Raw genomic sequence first — 20,448 nt, 5'->3', positions numbered from 1 at the left:
TCAAAAAAGGACGGAGACTAATACGCAGCATGGCTCTTTTGTAGCTAGCTAGGGATATAAGTTCACTCTGTCCTTTTTAAATTTAACTACAATTAATAGTATTTGCTAATCTAAAGGTTAGGGATAGAAGTGGCATCCTTTTGCTTTCTTGGTGTTTTGAAAGAGTTTTGGAAGCTAGAATTGAGTTAATGATAGATTCCTGCCTTCGCAGGAATGACAGAAAGCAAAAGATATAACGGATAGCCCGACCCTTGCGGTAGCGCCCAAATATTTAAAACAGCGTACTTTCTTAAAATCCTTTAACATCTTCATTTTTATTTAACATAATTTAAGTTAAATATATCTTAACGACGTTAAACCCTGTTAAAGCGCTTGACAAAACTGCTATGGCCTATATATTGAAAGTGAGTTTAATTTAAAAACAAAAAATATATTATGAGCTATTTGAACATGAATGATGATGAATTAATGCCTGTGGTGGTTGAATTAAATGTTTTATTAGCTGACTACCATGTGTATTATCAAAAATTAAGAAGTAAGCATTGGAACATTATCGGGAAGAATTTTTTCGATTTGCATGAGCAATTTGAAACCATGTACAACGATGCAAAAGTTAAAATTGATGAAATTGCAGAACGTATTTTAACATTGCGTTTTCATCCGATGAGTAAGTTGGAGGATTATTTAAAGACTTCGGCTATACTGGAAGAAGCACCGCTAAAGGAAGATCAAGATATGGTAATAGATACCTTGAACGACCATAAATTATTACTGGCACAGATGAGTAAGGTTATTGAAAAGGCCGAAGCTATTAGTGATGAAGGTACGATTGACCTGATGGGAGCTTACATTAGAGAACTAGAGAAAACAAGTTGGATGCTAAATGCATGGACCAAAAAAACGTCTGAAAGTTTAAAGGAAAGTGTTGTTGAGGCGTAATAGATGTTATTAACGCTACAATAAAACAATATTAACCTTTAAAATTTTAAGAACATGGAAAGTACAATGTCTACGGCATTTGATAACTTATTAGATAAACTACAAGGCTGGGTAAGTGCCATAATAGAAAACATACCAAATTTAGTTCTGGCCATTTTGGTAATGACAGCCGCTTATTTTGTGGCCAGATATACGCGGAAATTAGTTTTAAAACTAGTTAATAACAGAGTACCTCAAAAATCTATAGCGAACATTATTGCCAAAATTTCGGCAGTAGTAGTTGTAGCTGCTGGATTGTTTTTAGCCTTAGGAATTATGAATCTTGGTAAAATGCTAACCTCTTTGTTGGCAGGTGCAGGTGTTGCAGGTTTAGCTATTGGTTTAGCATTGCAAGGTACATTATCTAACACCTTTGCTGGTGTAGTAATTTCATTTAGAAAACGCATACAATTAGGCAATTGGGTGGAAACCAATGGATATTCTGGAGAGGTAATTGATGTGAATTTGAAAGAATTTGTATTGAAGGAAGCAGATAACAATGTTGTTGTGATTCCTAACAAGATGATTCTCGAAAATCCGTTAAAAAACTATTCTCTAACAACACGAATGCGTGTGTTTTTAGAATGTGGTGTTGGCTACGAATCTGATTTGGAAGAAGTACAGCAATTAACTAAAGACGTTATAGCGAATACTTTTGATCAGGTGGAAAGCGCTGATGATGTTGAGTTTTATTATACCGAATTTGGAGATAGCTCTATTAACTACTTATGTAGATTCTGGATTGATGCCGAAAGCATGCTAGAAAAGCTAAAGGCAAAAACCACAGCTATTATTGAGATTAAAAAAGCTTACGATAAAGCAGGAATTAATATTCCATTCCCTATCCGTACTTTGGAATTTAACAATAAACTAGCGTTTGATGACGCTGTTATGGAAAACCAATTCTCTAACAACTAGAGTAGATTTATCGATCCTGGTAAATTATTAAGTCAAATTTTTTAAAACTATCGATTATGTTACGTTGGACTATAACGTTCGTAATAATCGCTTTAATCGCCGGAGTACTAGGTTTTGGTGGTATTGCAGGAGCATCAGCTGGAATAGCTAAAATATGTTTCTACATTTTCATCATACTATTTGTAGTCTCCTTGGTTAAGGGATTAGTGAAGAAATAAAAATTAATTAACCTATAAAATTTAAAATCATGAAAAAAACCATATTAATATTAGCCTTATTATTTACAGTAACTACTGTATTTACAGGCTGTAGAGAAAAGAAAACAGAAGATAAAATTGAAGAAGCTGTAGAAGAAGTAAAAGATGAAGCTGGAGATGCTGTTGAAGAGATTAAAGACGAAATTGATGATGCTACGCATTAACTAGTAGCACACTATAGCAAGTATTAAAGAAAAGATTAACAAAATAAAAACAACAAAAATGAAAAATTACATATATATAATGGCTTTATTAATTTGTGTACCAATCATGGCACAAGAAAAGCCAACAGAAATTAAAAAAGAAACAAAAGTAAAGGAAGTGAAGTATACTGATGGTGACAAAACCAAAGAAGGAAAAATAAAGGTAGTTACCAAAGAAACTTCAAAAGTAAAGCTAGATGCTGATGATAAACATAAGTTAAACCAAGAAAGAGTTCCTGCCGATAAAAAGGTAACAACTACTGTAATGATTGATAATGATGCAGACAAAGCTTATGATGTTTTAACTTCTGAAACCTATTACATAAGCGCAGATAAGGATTATAAATTTAGTCCGAATACATCTGGGTTTATGATGGCATTAGCAAACGATAAGAATGAGTTTGTAGAAATTGGAAAAGCATGGAACACGCACAGTCCAGGAAGTTATATTATTAAAGGCGAAACCTTTAACGGTATTGGTTACTTTGATAAAGACGGTAGTTTTATTGTAGAATACTATGATGAAGATTCTGAAAGCATTAAAACCATGACGTATAACGAAAAGAAAGACGCCATGTAAAACCACACATCGTGTTAAGATATTTACAAAGTCTCGGGGCAACTCGAGACTTTTTGTGTTTTAAAAGCCTATACAGTATAAATAGTTTTAGATACTGTTATTTGGGCGTTACCCTCCGCTCATACCTACAAGGTTTTTAGAAACCTTGCAGGATCGGTTCAGGTCGGGCTTTCCGTTAAAAGTTTTGGCTCGATGTGCGCCTCGCCAAAAGCTACCACTGCAATCCCTAACGCACTAATCCATAATATTTAAGGTGTAATTATGAGTAAGTAGAACGAATTAAGTCACTAACATCACATACTTTTTTGTAATTTAGAAACCACTTAAAAAATAACAATGAGCATTACCGTACCAAAATCCGTATTCACATTTTTTAAAAAACTAGAAAAGAACAACAACCGCGATTGGTTTAACGAAAACAAACCAGAGTTTAAAGCTATAGAAGCAGAAGTAAAGCAGTTTTATAATGCGATTTTTGAAAACTTGAACGTTCATGACGACATTGATAAACTTAAAATTTTTAGAATTTATCGAGATGTACGCTTTTCAAAAAACAAGTTACCCTACAAAACCCATTTTGGTGGCTCGTTTCATAGAACAAAACCGCGGTTACGAGGTGGTTACTATTTACATATCCAACCAAATAACGAAAGTTTTATTGCTACAGGCTTTTGGGAACCAGCCAAAGAAGATTTACTAAGAATACGTAAAGAATTTGAAATGGACGATGCTGAAATACGGGATATATTAGCGGATAAAAAATTCAATTCCGTTTGGGGAGATAAATTTGTAGGAGATGAAGTAAAAACAGCACCTAAAGGATTTAGTAAAGAACATAAAGCAATTGACCTCATTAAAAAGAAACAGTATATCTTCACTAAAAAGTACACGGATAATGAAGTTTTGGATGCTGGGTTTTTAGAAGAAGTGGATAATGCTTTTAAGGCGATCCGCCCATTTTTTGATTATATGAGTGATGTATTAACTACCGATTTGAATGGGGTGTCTTTGATTGATAATATCTAAAAACTCAATTTACTTCATTTATTATATTTTGCGCTAGTTTGAATATGTGAATTAATATTTTAACTGTTTATAAAAATAACTTGAAACTTGGAAGCTTTGCGTACAAAGATTGATTTTATTTCGAATGATTATTAGCTAAAAGCCATTATTAATCTTATGTATTAATTATTTTTGTTTAAAATTATACAATAGGAAACTTTATGAAAATATTTTTAAAATCATTACTTATTATATTCTTGAACGGCATATTTTTATCATGTGATTCTTCTGATAACTCAAACGATTTTGACGGAATAAAACCAGATTTTTTCACTTATGTTGGTATTGTTCAGGATTTGGCTTATTTGAATACAGAACAATATTACATTCAATTAGATAAAAAAATTGATGAAAATCAAATTGAAAGATTGGTTATTAAACTTAATAAAATATCAGCTGATGGATCATTGATGAACTTAAACAGTGATTTGCCCCCTAATAAATTTAACTCATCAAGAGATGTTGGTATTGCTGTATCCAATAATAATACACCTTTATGTGTGTCTGATAGCTCTATAAATGGGAATGAAATTTTAACATTTTCAGAAGATTTTAGCTCTATACTTATTGATAAAGTAAACTCTAATGTTCCAGGGGTTATTTCGCAGATAAATTCAATAGCTCACTTAGGAAATGATGTTTATGTGTTTTATGATATTTCAGCTAGAGAGTTAAGAGAATATAATATAGTAACGCGCAGAACTTCTTTGATTGCTGGTCATTACGAAAATTTATCTATTGAAGATGGTATTGGAATAAATGTGGGTTTTAAAAAAGTGACAAAAATATATGTTAATAATGGTTCTATATATGTTGTTGATAATGGTACGCACCTACGTAAATTAGAGGATACCCCATCAGGATATAAAATAAATACGATTTTAGATGTTTCAGAAATTGGAACAATTAATAGTATGGCATATGATTCATCAACAGAAGAATTTTTATTATCGATTAGAGAGGTTCAAAATCAACTAGTTTTAGGACATTTATATCTATTTGATGAACAAAACCAGTCTTTAGATACTCTAACATCAGATTACAGTATATCTCTAGATTTAAGTGATTTAGATTCTGATGAAGAAGATTTTATAGGATTTGGTGCTTGGGGAAGTATAGAGCATATGAACATATATGATGGAGATCTTTATTTTATTCAACATAATAGAGCCATCAAAATTTCAAATTATAGATCAAAAATTTATTAGTATATTAATATCAAAAGCTTTTTTTAAATTTTGAAATAATTATATGCTTAAATCGCAGCTAAATACTCTGGTTTTTCAAATAGCTGAATTTGACTTAATAAACGCTCCTTGACAATATTCATCATACGTTTATTCAAAGCAGAGGAATTTTGGATATAAATCTCGTATTCTTCAACCGTAAATAATCCAATAATCATCCCTTTCATAGAATTACGCAGTTTCATATCCTTATGTATAGCATTTTCAATATACAGTATGCGCTTCTCTAAAGACAAATCATAAAAAACAGATTTGTGCTTGGTAATGTAGTTTCTAAACACTTCAATCAATAAATCGTTTTGAAATTTGATGATAGGGCGCAGGGTAACGTTCTGGAAACGTTCGTCTTTACTCATGTTTTCGGTAATAGAAACATTTAAAAGTTCTGGTCTAAGATTTTTTAAAGATGTTTGTCTAGTGCTCATGTGAAGTAGATTTGGACTTAAAATTATCGAAATAAAAACACTGGCTATTAACAATTACCTGATAGTTGTTAACCAGTTTATTAACAAAAAGGGGTTGGTATTCCCTATACCAACCCCAAATTATTAGAAATAAGTAAACTTAAACCTGGCTTAAACCACCATCAACTTCCAGTTCTACACCATTTATGTATGAAGCCTCATCAGAAGCAAGGAATAATGCAGTATTGGCAACTTCTTCAGATGTTCCAAAGCGTCCTAATGGTACTTGTTGCGCAAAACCTTTGCCCATTTCTTCCAAAACCTCTTCAGGTAATCCCATTTTTCCATAAATGGGTGTCTCTATTGGCCCTGGAGCAATCGAGTTTACACGTATTCCTCTGGATTTTACTTCTGAAGTTAATACACGTGCATAAGCACGTAATGCGCCTTTACTTGCGGAATATACCCCCAAACCATCAAAGCCTTTTTGATGCACAACCGAGTTTGTAAATAGAATAGAACCACCATCATTAATCACGGGCAACGCTTCCTTTACAGCTAAAATACGTCCCTTTACATTGATATCGAAAATTTCATCGTAGTGGGCTTCAGATATATCTGTGGTTGGAGTAAGAGGCGCAATACCAGCGTTTAGAAACAATATATCGATGTTTCCATAATGTGCTGTTGCCTTTTCAATTAGCCTTTTATTGTCTTCTGGTTTACTTACATCAGCTAATACGGTAATATAATCGCCATTCAAATCCTTAGCCACTTCATCCAACGCTTCTTGTCTTCTACCAGACAACACGACTTTAGCTCCTTCTTTTAGGTACAATTTTGCGGTGGCTAAACCAATGCCACTATTAGCTCCTGTAATTACTGCTACTTTGTTTTCTAGTTTTCCCATGATAAAAATATTTATTTAAAACAATCGTTTCAAATTAGATTAAAAAAAAATTAAATTAATGTTTGTATAATAGTATTTTTGATACTTTTCAATTCTGATGTATTTGATATTAGTATCCCCGTCATTCTAAAACCCTGCATGTTAGAGTAGAGGTATAAGGCATATTCTTTAGCCGTTTTTTTGTGATTTATTAAATTGTTGCGCTGGCCTTCTGCAACCAAATCCTCAAGAAACTGTAAGGTGTCGTTTTGGTTTTTACATAAAAACGTACTGATAGCATCATCTTGATTTGCCATTTCAGAGGTGCAATTTACCAACAAACAACCTTTGTCTTTATTGTCCTTACTAATTTCCTGCAAATAGAAGTCAAAAATCAGCTCAATTGATTCTAGTGGACTGGTAGCCACACCGAGTTCTTCTGATAAAATAGCATTAAACCTTTCTTTATACGTTTTTAAACATTCTAAAAACAAATTGTGTTTACTACCAAAAGAATTGTAGATACTGGACCTGTTTAAACCAGTAGCATCAACAATATCCTGCATAGAAGTAGCATTAAAGCCCTTGTTATGAAATACATCAGTAACTTGAGCAATAACTAAATCTTTATCAAATGTTTCTACTTTTGGCATTTTATTTGAAATGAACGTTTCAAAATTAAAACTTTTTCTGAAACCGCAATGTTAAAATTTAGTTATTTTTGAAAAAAAGACCTGTTTCATGAAATTTGGAAGCGTTGATAATCCCCAAGATATAGATTTTACATTACCAATAGATCATCCAAAAACAGAGGGAGTATTACATAAAGCAAAAGAAGATAGTAGTCCTGAAATATATGTGGGTTGCGCTAAATGGAATAGAGCAGACTTAAAAGGATTTTATCCCAGAGGTACTAAGGATGAATTAGGATATTATTCGTCTCAGTTCAATTCTATCGAAATGAATGCTACGTTTTACCGCATATTTTCTGCGGAACAATTTTCAAAATGGTATGATAAAACACCTGATGGGTTTAAATTTTTCCCTAAGTTAAATCAGGAAATTAGCCATTGGAAACGTTTAAATGAAACTCAGGCTGTAGTTGATAATTATTTATACAACGCTTCAAATTTAAAAGAGAAATTAGGCACTATCTTTTTACAGATGCATACTAATTTTGCACCAAAGGATTTTGATAGAGTAGTACAATTTGTGGAAGCGTGGCCCAAAGAAATTCCGTTAGCTGTTGAATTTAGACATACCAATTGGTATAATGACAAAACTGTTGCAGAAGAATTATATCAACTTTTAGAAGTCAATAATATATCCAACGTTATTGTTGATACGGCTGGCAGGCGTGATTTAATGCACATGCGGTTGACCAATGCCACAGCTTTTGTGCGCTACGTTGGTGCAAATCACGAAAGCGATTATACCCGTTTAGATGATTGGGTGGAGCGCTTAAAATTATGGAAAGATCAAGGCATTAAAGAAATAAACTTTTTTATCCATCAGAACATAGAAAAAGAGTCCCCGTTATTATCAGCCTATTTTATTAAAAAATTAAATGCCGCTTTGGGGTGTGATCTTACCATTCCAAATGAAGACCCTCAAAAAACATTATTTTAAACATAAAACCATATTATGCGATTTCATACCAGAAAATGGATTAAACCTGAAGATTTAAATGCTAACGGCACCCTTTTTGGAGGGCGATTATTAGAATGGATAGACGAAGAGGCTGCTTTGTATAGTATTGTTCAGCTGGAAAACCAAAAGGTGGTTACCAAATATATAAGCGAAATAGATTTTAAAGCCTCTGCTAAACAGGGCGATGTTATTGAAATTGGTATTAAAGCTATAAAATTTGGAAAGGCTTCCCTCACTTTGAGTTGCGAAGTGAGAAACATGATGACTAGAGAAACCATAATTACAATATCTAATATAGTTATGGTAAACGTGGGGCAAGATGGAAAGCCCTTAGCTCACGGAAAAACAAAAGTTGAGTACGTAAAAGATAGATTGTAAATTAGGGTTAAAAATCTACTTCAAAAATTATAACCAAATTTTTAGTTTCATTGCATAAAATGCAATTTATATGGTGTTCATTATATATTTTATAAAAATAAAATAACAATGTACTCTTATCTTTGGAATAAATGTAATTAAACATAAATTTGTATGCTGTTATAACTCTATAATCTGCTTTTAGATACTTTAGAGTTGTTTCATTCTGAAAAACCTTTATTATTTATGAGTAAGACATTATTTGACAAAGTGTGGGATTCACACGTTGTTAGAAACATAGAAGATGGACCAGACGTGTTTTTTATAGACCGTCATTTTATACATGAAGTTACAAGTCCAGTAGCTTTTGTTGGGTTAAAACAACGTGGTATAGGTGTAATGTACCCAGAACGTACATTTGCAACCGCAGACCATAATACACCAACATGGGATCAACATTTACCAGTTGCAGATCCGTTATCAGCAAATCAATTAGAGGCTTTAGCTAATAATGCTGCTGAATATGGTATTTCGCATTGGGGATTAGGACACAGAAATAATGGTATTGTTCATATTGTAGGGCCTGAAAATGGTATTACATTACCAGGATCTACCATTGTATGTGGAGATTCACATACGTCTACACATGGAGCTTTTGGTGCTATTGCGTTTGGTATTGGAACCTCTGAGGTGGAAATGGTTTTATCTACACAATGTATCATGCAACCTAAGCCAAAGAAAATGCGTATTAACGTAAATGGCGAATTAGGTTTTGGGGTAACACCTAAAGATGTGGCATTATATATCATTTCACAGCAAACTACTTCTGGTGCTACAGGTTATTTTGTAGAGTATGCAGGCGATGTATTTGAAAACATGTCCATGGAAGGAAGAATGACTGTGTGTAACCTTTCTATAGAGATGGGTGCCCGTGGTGGTATGATTGCGCCAGATGAAAAGACTTATGAGTATATTAAAGGAAGAAAACATACACCAAAAGGTGCAGATTGGGATAAAGCGATGGCCTATTGGAAAACGCTTAAAACTGATGATGATGCAGTATTTGATGTTGAGTTTACTTATGATGCTGCTGATATTGAGCCAATGATTACTTATGGTACTAACCCAGGAATGGGAATGGGTGTAACACAATCTATTCCAATGGCGGAAGATGTACAAGGTGGTGTTGCTACGTATAAGAAGTCTTTAGGGTATATGAAGTTTGATGAAGGCGATGATATGATTGGGAAACAAGTGGATTATGTATTCCTTGGATCTTGTACAAACGGACGTATTGAAGATTTTAGAGCGTTTTGTTCTATAATTGAAGGAAGACAAAAGGCAGATAATATTACGGCTTGGTTGGTGCCAGGATCCCATAAAGTGGTAGATCAAATTAAAGAAGAAGGCTTAGACAAAATATTGGAAGCAGCCGGATTTGTATTAAGAGAACCAGGATGTTCTGCATGTTTAGCGATGAATGATGATAAAGTGCCTGCTGGTAAATTAGCAGTATCTACATCAAACAGAAACTTTGAAGGTCGTCAAGGACCAGGTTCAAGAACCTTATTAGCATCACCTCTTGTTGCAGCAGCAACAGCGGTTACAGGTGTAGTAACAGATCCGAGAACAATACTAGAGCAAGTTAGTGCTTAACGATTAAAATTTAAGAATAATACTGCCAACTGATACTGGCAAACTGAATACTGAATATATGGCTTACGATAAATTTGAAGTATTAACAAGTACAGCATATCCACTACCAATAGAAAACGTGGATACAGATCAAATCATACCAGCTCGTTTCTTAAAAGCAACAGAGCGCAAAGGGTTTGGAGACAACTTTTTTCGTGATTGGAGATATGATTCCGAAGGAAATCCAATAGCAGATTTCCCATTAAACGATGCAAAATATGCAGGTTCTAAGATTTTAGTAGGAGGGAAGAACTTTGGTTCTGGATCATCTAGAGAACATGCGGCATGGTCGGTCTATGATTTTGGTTTACGTTGTGTAATCTCGTCGTTTTTTGCAGATATTTTTAGAAATAACTGTTTAAATATTGGTGTGTTACCAGTACAAGTGTCAGCAGAATTTGCTCAAAAATTATTTGATGCCATTGATGCGGATCCAAAAACAGAAATCAAGGTAGATTTACCAAACCAGACCGTAACTTTAGTAGCAACGGGAGAATCTGAATCTTTTGACATCAACGGCTACAAGAAAGGAAATATGCTCAATGGTTTTGATGATATAGACTATCTTCAAAACATGAAAGATGAAGTAAAAGCTTTTGCTGAAACAAGACCATTTTAAGTATATTAGCAAAAAATATAACAATACATTAAAAAAAGCATTCCATTTAACTAATGAAATGCTTTTTGTGAATATAAAAACTGGCAATGTCTAAGCGAAGAATAGAAATAATGGATACGACTTTAAGGGATGGGGAGCAAACCTCTACCGTGTCGTTTTCTGCATCTGAGAAACTAACGATAGCTAAACTTTTACTAGAAGAATTAAAGGTTGATCGTATTGAGATTGCTTCGGCTAGGGTTTCAGAAGGTGAGTTTCAAGCGGTAAAAGACATTACAGATTGGGCATCAGAACACAATTACTTAGATAAGGTAGAAGTGTTGACTTTTGTTGACAAAGGTGTGTCTATTGACTGGATGGTTAAGGCTGGAGCAAAGGTTCAAAACTTATTAACTAAAGGTTCATTAAACCATTTAACACATCAGCTTAAAAAGACTTCTAATCAGCATTTTAAAGAAATTGAAGATACTATAGCATTAGCTTCGAAACATGACATTGTTACTAATGTTTATTTGGAAGATTGGAGCAATGGCATGCGCAATTCTAAAGATTATGTGTATGAGTTTTTAGAGTTTTTAAGCACTCAGAATGTGGCTAGAATAATGCTCCCTGATACCTTAGGGGTTTTAACTCCTGAAGAATCGTATACTTTTGTTAAGGAGATAAAGGATAAGTATCCAAGCTTGCATTTTGATTTTCATGCACACAATGATTATGATTTGGGTGTGGCTAACGCTATTGAAGGTTTAAAGGCTGGTGCTGATGGCTTACATTTAACCGTGAATGGTATGGGAGAGCGTGCAGGAAATGCTCCTATGAGTAGTACTATTGCTGTTATTAATGATTTTATGCCAGATATTGAAATGGGTGTAAATGAAAAAGTACTTTATACGGTAAGTAAGCTAGTAGAGAACTTTTCTGGTGTTATGATTCCTGCCAATAAACCAATTGTTGGTGCAAACGTATTTACACAAACAGCTGGTATACATGCTGATGGAGACAATAAAAACAACCTGTATTTTAGTGATTTAATGCCAGAGCGTTTTGGTAGGAAACGTCAGTATGCTTTAGGTAAATCATCAGGTAAGGCAAATATTCAAAAGAATTTGCAGCAGTTAGGTTTGCAATTGAATGATGAAGATTTAAAGAAAGTTACGCAGCGTATTATAGAGCTTGGAGATAAAAAACAAGTGGTTACCAAAGAGGATTTGCCATACATCATCTCGGATGTGCTGGATAGAACTTATGAAGAAAAGATAACGGTAAACTCTTATGTGTTAACTCATTCTAAAGGGTTGAAACCTTCTACAACGGTATCCATTACCATAGAAGATGAAACGTTTGAAGAAAATGCTCAGGGTGATGGTCAATACGATGCATTTATGAATGCTGTTAAAACGATATTTAAAAGAAAAAAAATAGAGCTTCCAAATTTAATTGATTACGCGGTTAGGATTCCTCCAGGGAGTAACTCTGATGCCTTATGTGAAACGATTATCACTTGGAAAAATGCTGAAAAAGAATTTAAAACGCGTGGTTTAGATAGTGATCAAACGGTTTCTGCCATTAAAGCTACGGAGAAGATGTTGAATATTATTGTGAGTTAATACAATGTTGTTTAACTGTTGATTTGTTGAGCCGTTTAATCGTTGTATTAGAACGAAATGAAATGGTTTTAGTAAGTGTACCATTAGCAAAGGTTTAAAAAAAAGCTAATAAACACACCCCGCGTTAGGGATTGCAGAGGAAAGCCCACAGCGAGCCCGAAGGAGCGAGTGAGGACTTGTAACGGAAAGCCCGACCCCTTGTGGGTAACGCCCAAATAGAAATAAAAATAATTACAAAAGATAAAATTTAAATTAAATGAAATTAAATATAGCTCTATTAGCCGGAGACGGTATAGGACCTGAAGTGATAGACCAAGCGGTAAAAGTAAGTGATGCTGTTGCTGCTAAATTTGGACATGAGATTAATTGGAAACCTGCCTTAACGGGTGCTGCCGCTATTGACGCTGTTGGGGAGCCTTACCCTGATGAAACGCACGAGATTTGTAAAAGTAGTGATGCGGTGTTATTTGGTGCTATTGGGCATCCAAAGTTTGATAATGATCCTTCGGCGAAGGTGCGTCCGGAGCAAGGTTTGTTGAAAATGCGTAAGGCTTTAGGTTTGTTTGCTAATGTGCGCCCTACGTTTACATTTCCGTCGTTATTAGACAAATCGCCTTTGAAAAAAGAGCGTATTGAAGGTACGGATTTAGTGTTTTTACGTGAATTAACTGGTGGTATTTACTTTGGAGAAAAGGGTAGAAGAGAAGAAGGCGAAACGGCTTTTGATAACTGTGTGTACACCAGAGCGGAAGTACAGCGTTTGGCTAAAAAAGGGTTTGAATTGGCGATGACTCGTGGTAAAAAATTATGCTGCGTGGACAAAGCGAATGTATTAGAAACATCTAGACTATGGAGAGAAACGGTACAGGCTATGGAAACCGATTATCCTGAAGTTGAAGTAAGTTACGAGTTTGTTGATGCTGTAGCCATGCGTTTGGTACAATGGCCAAATAGCTACGATGTATTGATTACTGAAAACTTGTTTGGAGATATTTTAACAGATGAGGCTTCTGTGATTTCAGGGTCTATGGGATTAATGCCTTCAGCATCTCTAGGATCGGATATTGGTTTGTTTGAGCCTATTCACGGATCGTACCCACAGGCTGCTGGAAAAAATATTGCTAACCCAATGGCAACGGTACTTTCTGCTGCTATGATGTTTGAAAACTTTGGTCTGCAAGACGAAGGTAAAGCCATTAGAGAGGTGGTTAACAAAGCTTTAAATGAAGGTATGGTAACTGAAGATTTAGCTGATGGCGGTACCTCGTATGGTACTAGCGAAGTTGGCGATTGGTTGGCTGCTAACATTTAAACTTTACTAAGATAAATATATTTAGACCTGTCAGGTTTTTGAAACCCGACAGGTCTTTTTTTGTTATTTATTTTTGTTTATGAAGGCGATTACTGTTTTAGAAAATAGTTGGGGCTCTGAAAACATTGGGGAATGACCGGATTGTTCAAAAATTACCAATTCTTTTTCGGTTGAACCTAAGTTATCAAAAGATTCTTGCGCAAATGCTATTGGCACTATCATATCATGTTTTCCCCAAATGGTTAGGGAAGGAATTGTTATTTCTGAAAACTGATCTGTGAGATCTATATTTTCAAATAAGTCTTCATCTAGAATGGATTGTGTTTTTAGCATATTCCAAATTAACGTTAAAACGTTATACTTATAAATAGTTTTGCCATCTAGATTTTCCTGTTTGTTGATAAGCCCTGAGTCTTCAAGTTTTTCTTCGGCGATAAATGCTTCACTATTCAACCTATATGCATCATCAATATTCTTGTATTCTTGAGGTACATTGTTTGCAAGATCAATAACAGAATTCCAATATTCAACATGGTTTCCCAATGCTATTTGTTCGTTGCCCACTCTTTTAAAATTATCAATATAGCCCTTGTATAAACCTTTGGTGTTACCAGAGCCGTCTACATTAATCCACCCTAAAAAGGTGCTTTGGTCTTTAAGCAAGGTCGCTGGTCCTAATGTACCACCCCAACTATGTCCCATTAGAAATAATTTAGAATCCTTTCCATATTTATGTTGAATCACTTTTACAAGTGCTAAAACATCTTGAGCCATGATATCAATACTGATTCCGCTTTCTGAATAGTTACTTTGCGACATCCCTGATCCTCTTTGATCAAAATATACTACTGCGCATTCTTTTTCTATTTCACTTTTAATTGTAGAGTTTCTGTAGCTTAATCCAAAGCCTCCAGGACCTCCATGAAGGATTATAAGAAAAACTTTTTCTGAGGCATTGCCATGAATATAAGCAGGCATATCTGCATTTTCATGACGTACAAATATGGTTTCATTTAAGTTGTTCAAATTCTCATCATTAGAACATGAAAAGGAGGTACATATAATAACTATTAGTACTAATGTATATCTATTTATTATTTTTTTCATCTCTTTTTTTTCTTTTTGAAATTAAACCGGTATCCATATTGGAAATTAAAACTTGGTAAAGCTCCAGCGTTGTATGGAGTTCGTAGCATAAAGTTTATGTTAAAATAGCGTCCTGTTATTTTTTTACCAGGTCTTTGTTTTCCAATTCCTATAGAAATAGATGGCGCATAATATCCTCTTCCTGGAAGAAAAACTTTTGATACATTGTCTCCATTAACTTCATACGTTTCAGGTAAAAAAGAGCGGTAGTACCCAAAAGGGTTGAATTCAATATTGAATTCTTTACCTTTTTTATTGATACGTCTCCAGGTAAGTCCATAGTTTGTAAAAACTCCTGTATCTGTAGAAGTAGAAAAATTAGTAGTAAAACCCAAATTACCATTTAACAAAAACTGATGTGTATTTGTTCTTTCTTTTCCTCGTCTATTTTTTGTTTTTAGTGTTTCTTTTAGAAGGTATTCTGAACCAAAATTTAAACCGTTGTTCCAAAAGATATTTCCAGAATAGGCTATCTTAAATTCAGTTCTTTCTAAAAATGATTTTGAAGAGAGTTTAGGTGGTTCTTTAGTAGTTTCTAGGTTTTGTGTAAATCCTATTCTCCAGAATAGTATTAAACACATGCCGAGTAATCGTAGTTTTAATTGCATATATATAAGTTATGATTGATGGCGTAAAACTATCTTTATAACTTATCTTTATCTGTTAAAGTATGCGTAATTAAAAACTAATGAAATCACAAAAAACCTTACTATATCATAGTTTTATTATGATAACATTAACTTAATAGTGTTTTCTATGCACTTGGGAACTTAGTGGGCAACTCAAAAATCTCTAAATCAAAATATGATACTGAAGCAAGTACATGGTCGAAAATATCAGCCATGATATATTCGTAGTTTACCCAACGTTTGTCACTACTAAAGGCATAAATTTCGATGGGCAAGCCTTGTGCTGTTGGGGCTAATTGGCGCACCATAATCGTCATATCTTTATTGATGGCCGAATGGTTTTCAATATACGTTTGAATGTATTTTCTAAAAACCCCTATGTTCGTCAGGTTTCTACCATTTAAAGCGATATCCTTATTGATATGGTGTTCAGCGTTGTATTTGTCAATATCCCTTTGTCTTTGCTCTAGATAAGGTTTTATTAATTCGATGCTCTTTAATTTGTTGATATCATCCTCATTAAGGCATTTAATGGTATCTTGTTTTATATTAAGAGCTCTTTTAATTCGGCGTCCTTCAGAACTAGACATGCCTCTCCAATTTTTAAACGATTCGGAGATAAGTGCATAAGTTGGAATAGTGGTAATGGTTTTGTCAAAATTCTGCACTTTTACCGTTGCTAGAGTAATTTCTATAACGTCTCCATCTGCTCCATACTTTTCAAAAGTAATCCAATCCCCAATGCGCACCATATCGTTAATTGATACCTGAATACTTGCAACAAAACCGAGAATTGTGTCTTTAAAGACTAAAATAATAACAGCAGAAATGGCGCCTAGTCCAGTTAAGAATTTTAAGAAAGGAATTCCTGTTACAATTGCAATTGCAGACATTATACCGCCTAACCAAGCAAAAATCATGAATACTTGAATATAGCTATCAATTGGTTTATCCTTAAATCTAGGTAAGGTTTTTAAATAGTCTTTTAGTGTGTTTAGCAAACTTCTAGCTATCCAAAGTGTTAATAGGATTGCAAATACTTTTAGACCCTTTTCTATGATAATTTCAAAATTCCCAAAATCTACAAATACATCAGGAACAAATTCAATAGCAACTAAAAGCGGTATAATATGCGCTATATTAGTCGGTACCTTATTGGATATGAGTAAATCATCAAAATTGGTTTTTGATTTTTTTGCAAACTGGGAGAATGTACCAATAAGTAATTTTTTTATAATAATATCTATAAGGAAAATTATCAATAACAATCCTACAAGTAACACTAGCATATTGAGATACTCAGCAGATTGCTCTGAGATACCAAGCTCAATAAGTTTTTTGTAAAGCCAGTGTTTTATGCCTGTTTCACTTTCAAAAGCATTCTCTTGTATCATTTTACTGCTTTTAGATATTTTCTATCAATATAAAATGTTCCAAATGGAACTATGGCGGCTAACAGCACATAGCTAAATTCTTTATTAGTCCATTTAAAATCTGGTTTAATAAGAAAGGCTAATGCTATATAAGCAACAAACAATAACCCATGTGGCATACCGAGTAACTTTACATATTGCGGATCATCTGCAAGGTATTTAATGGGGGTAGCAATAAATAGTAAAAGTATATAAGAGAGTCCCTCTAAAAAAGCAACAACTCTAAATATATTTATAAATGAAAACATAAGATATAGTTTTCAGCAAAAGTAGTATAGAAGTGCTATAAATACTAGGTTTTAAGATTTTTTTAAAGCACATTAAAAATAATTAGCCCATAGATTACAAAGCGCAATAAACGTAACGATCCATAAACCACAACATTTTTAAAAGGGAAATTAATAATTCCTGCAGCTATGCAGGAAATTGAAAAAGGTAGTGGTAACAAAGCTCCAACTATTATTAAAAAGCCTCCCCATTTACGGGAGTTTTTTAACTGCTTTTCCATTTTTACCTCTAAGTATTTATGTACTGATGGAATTTTAGTAATCATTTGTCCGATCCAATATGATAATAAACCACCTGTATAAGATAACACAGCTAATACGCTTAAATATGACCAGGGACTAGGCATTTTTCCTGACCATGCAATAAAAATTTCTGGAGGGATAAGGCCTAACAATGTCTCAGAGACAAAAAAGAAACTTAATATACCGTAAGCGGGTAGTATTTCAGTAAGTTTTACTAAAGCTCCATTAATATCTAGAAAATAATCTAATAGATAGATTAAGGCAACAGCACCAATGATGTATGGTAACGCTTTTTTTACGGCATTCCACACAAAACCATAAAACCCAGTATAACTATAATATTGATGTAATAGTTCTAGTTTAGACTTGCTGGACTTAGTTTTTCTTTTTTCTTTCATAGCAAAAGCAAAGATAGATTTATGGGCTTAATTTTTAAATTCTAAAAGTGTTAATTAAGTTTTGTTTAACATGTATTGAAAAAAAATCCAATTGAAACCCAATTGGATTTGAGATTATATGTTGTTTATAATTTAACAAACCGTTTCGTAAAATTGATTGTTGCGGTATCTTTAAGGGATAGGGTATAGACACCGCTTTTTAAATCGCTAATGTTTATTAAGGTCTTATTATTTTGAAGCTTAACTTCACGAATATTAGCTCCTAAAACGTTTCGTATAATTAATGTTCCGCTAATATTGGATGGGTTACTCAATTTTAGTGTATTGGTGGCGGGGTTAGGAAATAATTTTACTTCTGCAAGTTTTGAATTTTCATCAATTGATAATGTAGTGCATGAGGATTCGCTGTTTGTAAGGCTAAATGCATTACTGTCGCTTACGTTAGTACGACGTAATACCATTTTATCCATAAAAAAGAAACTAGATCTGGCATCAACAATAATGGAATAGTTACCAGGATTATTAAATGTCGCCCAGATAAATCTAAAAGAGTCTCCATCATTTGTATTAGTAACAAACCCCCAACGTTGATCTATTGGTAAATTTACGGGATGTCTATTCATAAAAGCTTTGAAATATCCGGATGTACTTGAGCCTTCTGGACAATCTCTATCAGGATTACTAGTACAACTTGGTCTAGGCTCCACAGCTTGAGTAGAAGTTGCACTATTTTGTTTTGTAGCATAAAAGTCATCGGCAACTATACGTAACCAAGCATCATTATGCTCACCTCCAGAAGTTCCTGTGCCTATACGTCCTCGCCATGCAAATCTGTAAGTGCCAGTGGTATTGATTTTTATGTTGTATGTTATTTGCGCATTGGAAAGCGCATTAAATGATTGAGGCCCATCCCAATAAATATAAGTAATTGTTGACCCGGATAAATTTGGATCAGCCTCACTTCCTGTTTTCCAGTTTGATCCAGAAGGTAAAATACCAGACTCCATTTCAATGGTTAGCAATCCATTTTGTTCCTCAAAAGGTAGTGAGCCATCACATGGCGAGGTTTGTGCGTGTAATTGCACACTAATAATTGAGAGGATTAATAAAAAATTTAGTTTAAATGTATTTTTTTTCATTGCACAAATTTTATGTTACAATTTCTAAAAAAAAGAGCTTTAAACCGTCATGAGGTATCCTGTAGTTTTTGGTTTTAGTATATGGGCTTACAAAAGATAATCCTTTAAATCATCATAAGTAGAAATTACTGTTGCTTCCTTTTCCTTCCCCATTACTGATTGAATCTGTTTTGGCAAAGATTGTTTGGTTTTAATAACATCTTCTACTACATCTAAAAACTTAGTAGGGTGTGCGGTTTCTAGAAAAACACAGTGCGCATTAGGGTTTTCTTTCAAATACGATTTACAGCCTAAATATCCAACAGCCCCATGAGGATCGGCAACATAATTGTAATTATTATACATTTCTAACATTGCTTCTTTAGTTTCTTCATCAGTAAAACTATAAGAAGACAAGTTGTGCTTTAACGTTTCAAACTGATTTTTATAAATCTCTTGAATTCGTATAAAATTACTAGGCGCACCAACATCCATAGCATTACTTATGGTTTGTATAGATGGTTTTGGTTCGTATAATTGAGATATTAAATAACGTGTTACAACATTATTTGCATTATTTGATGCTATAAAGTGCTTAATGGGAAGCCCTAATTGCTGTGCCATCATACCTGCGCAAATATTACCAAAGTTCCCACTGGGAACGGAGAATACAATATCATCATATTGTTTGTGTAACTGTTTATAGGCAAACATAAAATAGAATAGTTGTGGTAACCAACGTGCTACATTAATAGAGTTTGCTGAAGTTAATTGCATTTTGCTTGTTAGTTCTTCGTCAAGAAATGCAGTTTTTACCATGGCTTGACAATCGTCAAACGTACCATTTACTTCCAGTGCTTTTATATTTTGGCCTAGCGTTGTTAGTTGCTTTTCTTGTATATCGCTAACTTTTCCACTTGGGTATAAAATCACAACATTAACACCTTTAACTCCCAAAAATCCATTAGCAACAGCACCGCCAGTATCACCAGAAGTTGCAACCAAAACTGTAACTTCTTTGTCATTGTCTTGGTTAAAATAGCCTAAACAACGTGCCATAAAACGTGCACCTACATCTTTAAATGCCATGGTTGGTCCATGGAATAACTCTAATGTTGAGATATGGTCGTTTAGCTTTACTACAGGAAAATCAAAAGACAAGGTTTCTTCAACAATAGTTTTTAAAACTTCCTTAGGAATTTCAGGAGAAACAAATTGCTTTATAGCTTCAAACGCTATTTCTGTATAAGATAAACTATCAAAATTATCCCAGAATGATTGTGGTAATGGCGTGATGCTTTCAGGAAAATACAAGCCTTTATCTGGTGCTAAGCCTTTTATAACCGCATTTTTAAATGTTGAATTTGGTGCTTGTTTATTTAGTGAATAGTAGTTCATGGTTTAAATTGACCG

Annotated in this window: 23 protein-coding genes; 13 read left to right on the top strand and 10 right to left on the bottom strand. The window is 33.8% G+C overall.

The genetic code is table 11. The features are described 5' to 3' along the window. Positions 1-435 precede the first annotated feature (435 nt). The 7 genes from JS605_RS14215 (at position 436) to JS605_RS14185 (ending at position 5,209) form a co-directional block, all read left to right on the top strand. On the top strand, positions 436-939 hold the full coding sequence (locus tag JS605_RS14215; RefSeq protein ID WP_203258383.1) for a Dps family protein: 504 nt from the start codon (positions 436-438) through the stop codon (positions 937-939). A gap of 54 nt (positions 940-993) precedes the next feature. After that, complete coding sequence (locus JS605_RS14210) at positions 994-1,896, top strand: mechanosensitive ion channel family protein (protein WP_203258382.1); 903 nt, start codon at positions 994-996, stop codon at positions 1,894-1,896. 56 nt (positions 1,897-1,952) lie between these two features. After that, complete coding sequence (locus JS605_RS14205) at positions 1,953-2,114, top strand: DUF1328 domain-containing protein (protein WP_203258381.1); 162 nt, start codon at positions 1,953-1,955, stop codon at positions 2,112-2,114. A 29-nt stretch (positions 2,115-2,143) separates the two neighbouring features. Continuing rightward, on the top strand, positions 2,144-2,317 hold the full coding sequence (locus tag JS605_RS14200) for a hypothetical protein (RefSeq protein WP_203258380.1): 174 nt from the start codon (positions 2,144-2,146) through the stop codon (positions 2,315-2,317). A 58-nt stretch (positions 2,318-2,375) separates the two neighbouring features. Then, positions 2,376-2,936 (top strand): hypothetical protein, encoded by a 561-nt coding sequence (locus tag JS605_RS14195; protein ID WP_203258379.1) that lies wholly within the window; start codon positions 2,376-2,378, stop codon positions 2,934-2,936. A gap of 336 nt (positions 2,937-3,272) precedes the next feature. Beyond that, positions 3,273-3,962, top strand: a complete 690-nt coding sequence (locus JS605_RS14190; protein WP_203258378.1) for a DUF2461 domain-containing protein — start codon at positions 3,273-3,275, stop codon at positions 3,960-3,962. Positions 3,963-4,162: 200 nt separating this feature from the next. Continuing rightward, positions 4,163-5,209 (top strand): hypothetical protein, encoded by a 1,047-nt coding sequence (locus tag JS605_RS14185; protein WP_203258377.1) that lies wholly within the window; start codon positions 4,163-4,165, stop codon positions 5,207-5,209. Positions 5,210-5,256: 47 nt separating this feature from the next. Here JS605_RS14185 and JS605_RS14180 read toward each other — a convergent pair whose 3' ends face one another. From JS605_RS14180 to JS605_RS14170, 3 genes are all read right to left on the bottom strand, one after another. Then, complete coding sequence (locus JS605_RS14180; RefSeq protein WP_203258376.1) at positions 5,257-5,673, bottom strand: glyoxalase; 417 nt, start codon at positions 5,671-5,673, stop codon at positions 5,257-5,259. A 139-nt stretch (positions 5,674-5,812) separates the two neighbouring features. Beyond that, positions 5,813-6,562, bottom strand: coding sequence for an SDR family NAD(P)-dependent oxidoreductase (locus JS605_RS14175; RefSeq protein WP_203258375.1), 750 nt, complete (start codon positions 6,560-6,562; stop codon positions 5,813-5,815). A 50-nt stretch (positions 6,563-6,612) separates the two neighbouring features. Then, a complete protein-coding gene (locus JS605_RS14170; RefSeq protein WP_203258374.1) occupies positions 6,613-7,194 on the bottom strand; it encodes a TetR/AcrR family transcriptional regulator in 582 nt (193 codons plus the stop codon). A gap of 88 nt (positions 7,195-7,282) precedes the next feature. Here JS605_RS14170 and JS605_RS14165 point away from each other — a divergent pair, with 88 nt between their 5' ends. The 6 genes from JS605_RS14165 (at position 7,283) to leuB (ending at position 13,781) form a co-directional block, all read left to right on the top strand. Then, positions 7,283-8,170, top strand: a complete 888-nt coding sequence (locus JS605_RS14165; protein ID WP_203258373.1) for a DUF72 domain-containing protein — start codon at positions 7,283-7,285, stop codon at positions 8,168-8,170. Between the two features lie 15 nt (positions 8,171-8,185). After that, positions 8,186-8,569 carry an acyl-CoA thioesterase gene (locus tag JS605_RS14160; protein WP_130936012.1) on the top strand — a complete coding sequence of 128 codons (384 nt, stop codon included), beginning with the start codon at positions 8,186-8,188 and terminating at the stop codon, positions 8,567-8,569. A gap of 225 nt (positions 8,570-8,794) precedes the next feature. Then, positions 8,795-10,204: a 3-isopropylmalate dehydratase large subunit gene (gene leuC, locus JS605_RS14155; RefSeq protein ID WP_203258372.1), complete on the top strand. Its 1,410-nt coding sequence runs from the start codon at positions 8,795-8,797 to the stop codon at positions 10,202-10,204. A gap of 58 nt (positions 10,205-10,262) precedes the next feature. Continuing rightward, on the top strand, positions 10,263-10,862 hold the full coding sequence (gene leuD, locus JS605_RS14150; RefSeq protein WP_203258371.1) for a 3-isopropylmalate dehydratase small subunit: 600 nt from the start codon (positions 10,263-10,265) through the stop codon (positions 10,860-10,862). 86 nt (positions 10,863-10,948) lie between these two features. After that, positions 10,949-12,469 carry an alpha-isopropylmalate synthase regulatory domain-containing protein gene (locus tag JS605_RS14145; RefSeq protein WP_203258370.1) on the top strand — a complete coding sequence of 507 codons (1,521 nt, stop codon included), beginning with the start codon at positions 10,949-10,951 and terminating at the stop codon, positions 12,467-12,469. A gap of 256 nt (positions 12,470-12,725) precedes the next feature. Then, positions 12,726-13,781: a 3-isopropylmalate dehydrogenase gene (leuB, locus tag JS605_RS14140; protein ID WP_203258369.1), complete on the top strand. Its 1,056-nt coding sequence runs from the start codon at positions 12,726-12,728 to the stop codon at positions 13,779-13,781. 63 nt (positions 13,782-13,844) lie between these two features. Here the strand turns inward: leuB and JS605_RS14135 are convergent, their stop codons facing one another. From JS605_RS14135 to thrC, 7 genes are all read right to left on the bottom strand, one after another. Beyond that, positions 13,845-14,888, bottom strand: a complete 1,044-nt coding sequence (locus tag JS605_RS14135) for an alpha/beta fold hydrolase (protein ID WP_203258368.1) — start codon at positions 14,886-14,888, stop codon at positions 13,845-13,847. Next, complete coding sequence (locus JS605_RS14130) at positions 14,885-15,535, bottom strand: hypothetical protein (protein ID WP_203258367.1); 651 nt, start codon at positions 15,533-15,535, stop codon at positions 14,885-14,887. The genes JS605_RS14135 and JS605_RS14130 overlap by 4 nt, the downstream gene beginning before the upstream one ends. Before the next feature lie 146 nt (positions 15,536-15,681). Continuing rightward, entirely contained in the window at positions 15,682-16,950 is a 1,269-nt protein-coding gene (locus JS605_RS14125; RefSeq protein WP_203258366.1) for a mechanosensitive ion channel family protein, read from the bottom strand. After that, complete coding sequence (locus tag JS605_RS14120) at positions 16,947-17,237, bottom strand: DUF3817 domain-containing protein (protein WP_203258365.1); 291 nt, start codon at positions 17,235-17,237, stop codon at positions 16,947-16,949. The genes JS605_RS14125 and JS605_RS14120 overlap by 4 nt, the downstream gene beginning before the upstream one ends. 62 nt (positions 17,238-17,299) lie before the next feature. Then, positions 17,300-17,917 (bottom strand): YqaA family protein, encoded by a 618-nt coding sequence (locus tag JS605_RS14115; RefSeq protein ID WP_203258364.1) that lies wholly within the window; start codon positions 17,915-17,917, stop codon positions 17,300-17,302. Between the two features lie 125 nt (positions 17,918-18,042). After that, on the bottom strand, positions 18,043-19,056 hold the full coding sequence (locus tag JS605_RS14110; protein WP_203258363.1) for a T9SS type A sorting domain-containing protein: 1,014 nt from the start codon (positions 19,054-19,056) through the stop codon (positions 18,043-18,045). An 87-nt stretch (positions 19,057-19,143) separates the two neighbouring features. Then, positions 19,144-20,433, bottom strand: coding sequence for a threonine synthase (thrC, locus tag JS605_RS14105; RefSeq protein WP_203258362.1), 1,290 nt, complete (start codon positions 20,431-20,433; stop codon positions 19,144-19,146). Positions 20,434-20,448 lie beyond the last annotated feature (15 nt).

This window comes from Hyunsoonleella ulvae (genome assembly GCF_016827605.1).
In the GTDB taxonomy this organism is placed as follows: Bacteria; Bacteroidota; Bacteroidia; order Flavobacteriales; family Flavobacteriaceae; genus Jejuia; species Jejuia ulvae.
This window is presented reverse-complemented; position numbering and strand designations above follow the sequence as displayed.

What these genes read in the sequence shown, in the direction of transcription:
- JS605_RS14215 (WP_203258383.1), top strand. Translation starts at nt 436, where the DNA reads ATGAGCTATTTGAACATGAATGATGATGAATTAATGCCTGTGGTGGTT.
- JS605_RS14210 (WP_203258382.1), top strand. Translation starts at nt 994, where the DNA reads ATGGAAAGTACAATGTCTACGGCATTTGATAACTTATTAGATAAACTA.
- JS605_RS14205 (WP_203258381.1), top strand. Translation starts at nt 1,953, where the DNA reads ATGTTACGTTGGACTATAACGTTCGTAATAATCGCTTTAATCGCCGGA.
- JS605_RS14200 (WP_203258380.1), top strand. Translation starts at nt 2,144, where the DNA reads ATGAAAAAAACCATATTAATATTAGCCTTATTATTTACAGTAACTACT.
- JS605_RS14195 (WP_203258379.1), top strand. Translation starts at nt 2,376, where the DNA reads ATGAAAAATTACATATATATAATGGCTTTATTAATTTGTGTACCAATC.
- JS605_RS14190 (WP_203258378.1), top strand. Translation starts at nt 3,273, where the DNA reads ATGAGCATTACCGTACCAAAATCCGTATTCACATTTTTTAAAAAACTA.
- JS605_RS14185 (WP_203258377.1), top strand. Translation starts at nt 4,163, where the DNA reads ATGAAAATATTTTTAAAATCATTACTTATTATATTCTTGAACGGCATA.
- JS605_RS14180 (WP_203258376.1), bottom strand. Translation starts at nt 5,673, where the DNA reads ATGAGCACTAGACAAACATCTTTAAAAAATCTTAGACCAGAACTTTTA.
- JS605_RS14175 (WP_203258375.1), bottom strand. Translation starts at nt 6,562, where the DNA reads ATGGGAAAACTAGAAAACAAAGTAGCAGTAATTACAGGAGCTAATAGT.
- JS605_RS14170 (WP_203258374.1), bottom strand. Translation starts at nt 7,194, where the DNA reads ATGCCAAAAGTAGAAACATTTGATAAAGATTTAGTTATTGCTCAAGTT.
- JS605_RS14165 (WP_203258373.1), top strand. Translation starts at nt 7,283, where the DNA reads ATGAAATTTGGAAGCGTTGATAATCCCCAAGATATAGATTTTACATTA.
- JS605_RS14160 (WP_130936012.1), top strand. Translation starts at nt 8,186, where the DNA reads ATGCGATTTCATACCAGAAAATGGATTAAACCTGAAGATTTAAATGCT.
- leuC (WP_203258372.1), top strand. Translation starts at nt 8,795, where the DNA reads ATGAGTAAGACATTATTTGACAAAGTGTGGGATTCACACGTTGTTAGA.
- leuD (WP_203258371.1), top strand. Translation starts at nt 10,263, where the DNA reads ATGGCTTACGATAAATTTGAAGTATTAACAAGTACAGCATATCCACTA.
- JS605_RS14145 (WP_203258370.1), top strand. Translation starts at nt 10,949, where the DNA reads ATGTCTAAGCGAAGAATAGAAATAATGGATACGACTTTAAGGGATGGG.
- leuB (WP_203258369.1), top strand. Translation starts at nt 12,726, where the DNA reads ATGAAATTAAATATAGCTCTATTAGCCGGAGACGGTATAGGACCTGAA.
- JS605_RS14135 (WP_203258368.1), bottom strand. Translation starts at nt 14,888, where the DNA reads ATGAAAAAAATAATAAATAGATATACATTAGTACTAATAGTTATTATA.
- JS605_RS14130 (WP_203258367.1), bottom strand. Translation starts at nt 15,535, where the DNA reads ATGCAATTAAAACTACGATTACTCGGCATGTGTTTAATACTATTCTGG.
- JS605_RS14125 (WP_203258366.1), bottom strand. Translation starts at nt 16,950, where the DNA reads ATGATACAAGAGAATGCTTTTGAAAGTGAAACAGGCATAAAACACTGG.
- JS605_RS14120 (WP_203258365.1), bottom strand. Translation starts at nt 17,237, where the DNA reads ATGTTTTCATTTATAAATATATTTAGAGTTGTTGCTTTTTTAGAGGGA.
- JS605_RS14115 (WP_203258364.1), bottom strand. Translation starts at nt 17,917, where the DNA reads ATGAAAGAAAAAAGAAAAACTAAGTCCAGCAAGTCTAAACTAGAACTA.
- JS605_RS14110 (WP_203258363.1), bottom strand. Translation starts at nt 19,056, where the DNA reads ATGAAAAAAAATACATTTAAACTAAATTTTTTATTAATCCTCTCAATT.
- thrC (WP_203258362.1), bottom strand. Translation starts at nt 20,433, where the DNA reads ATGAACTACTATTCACTAAATAAACAAGCACCAAATTCAACATTTAAA.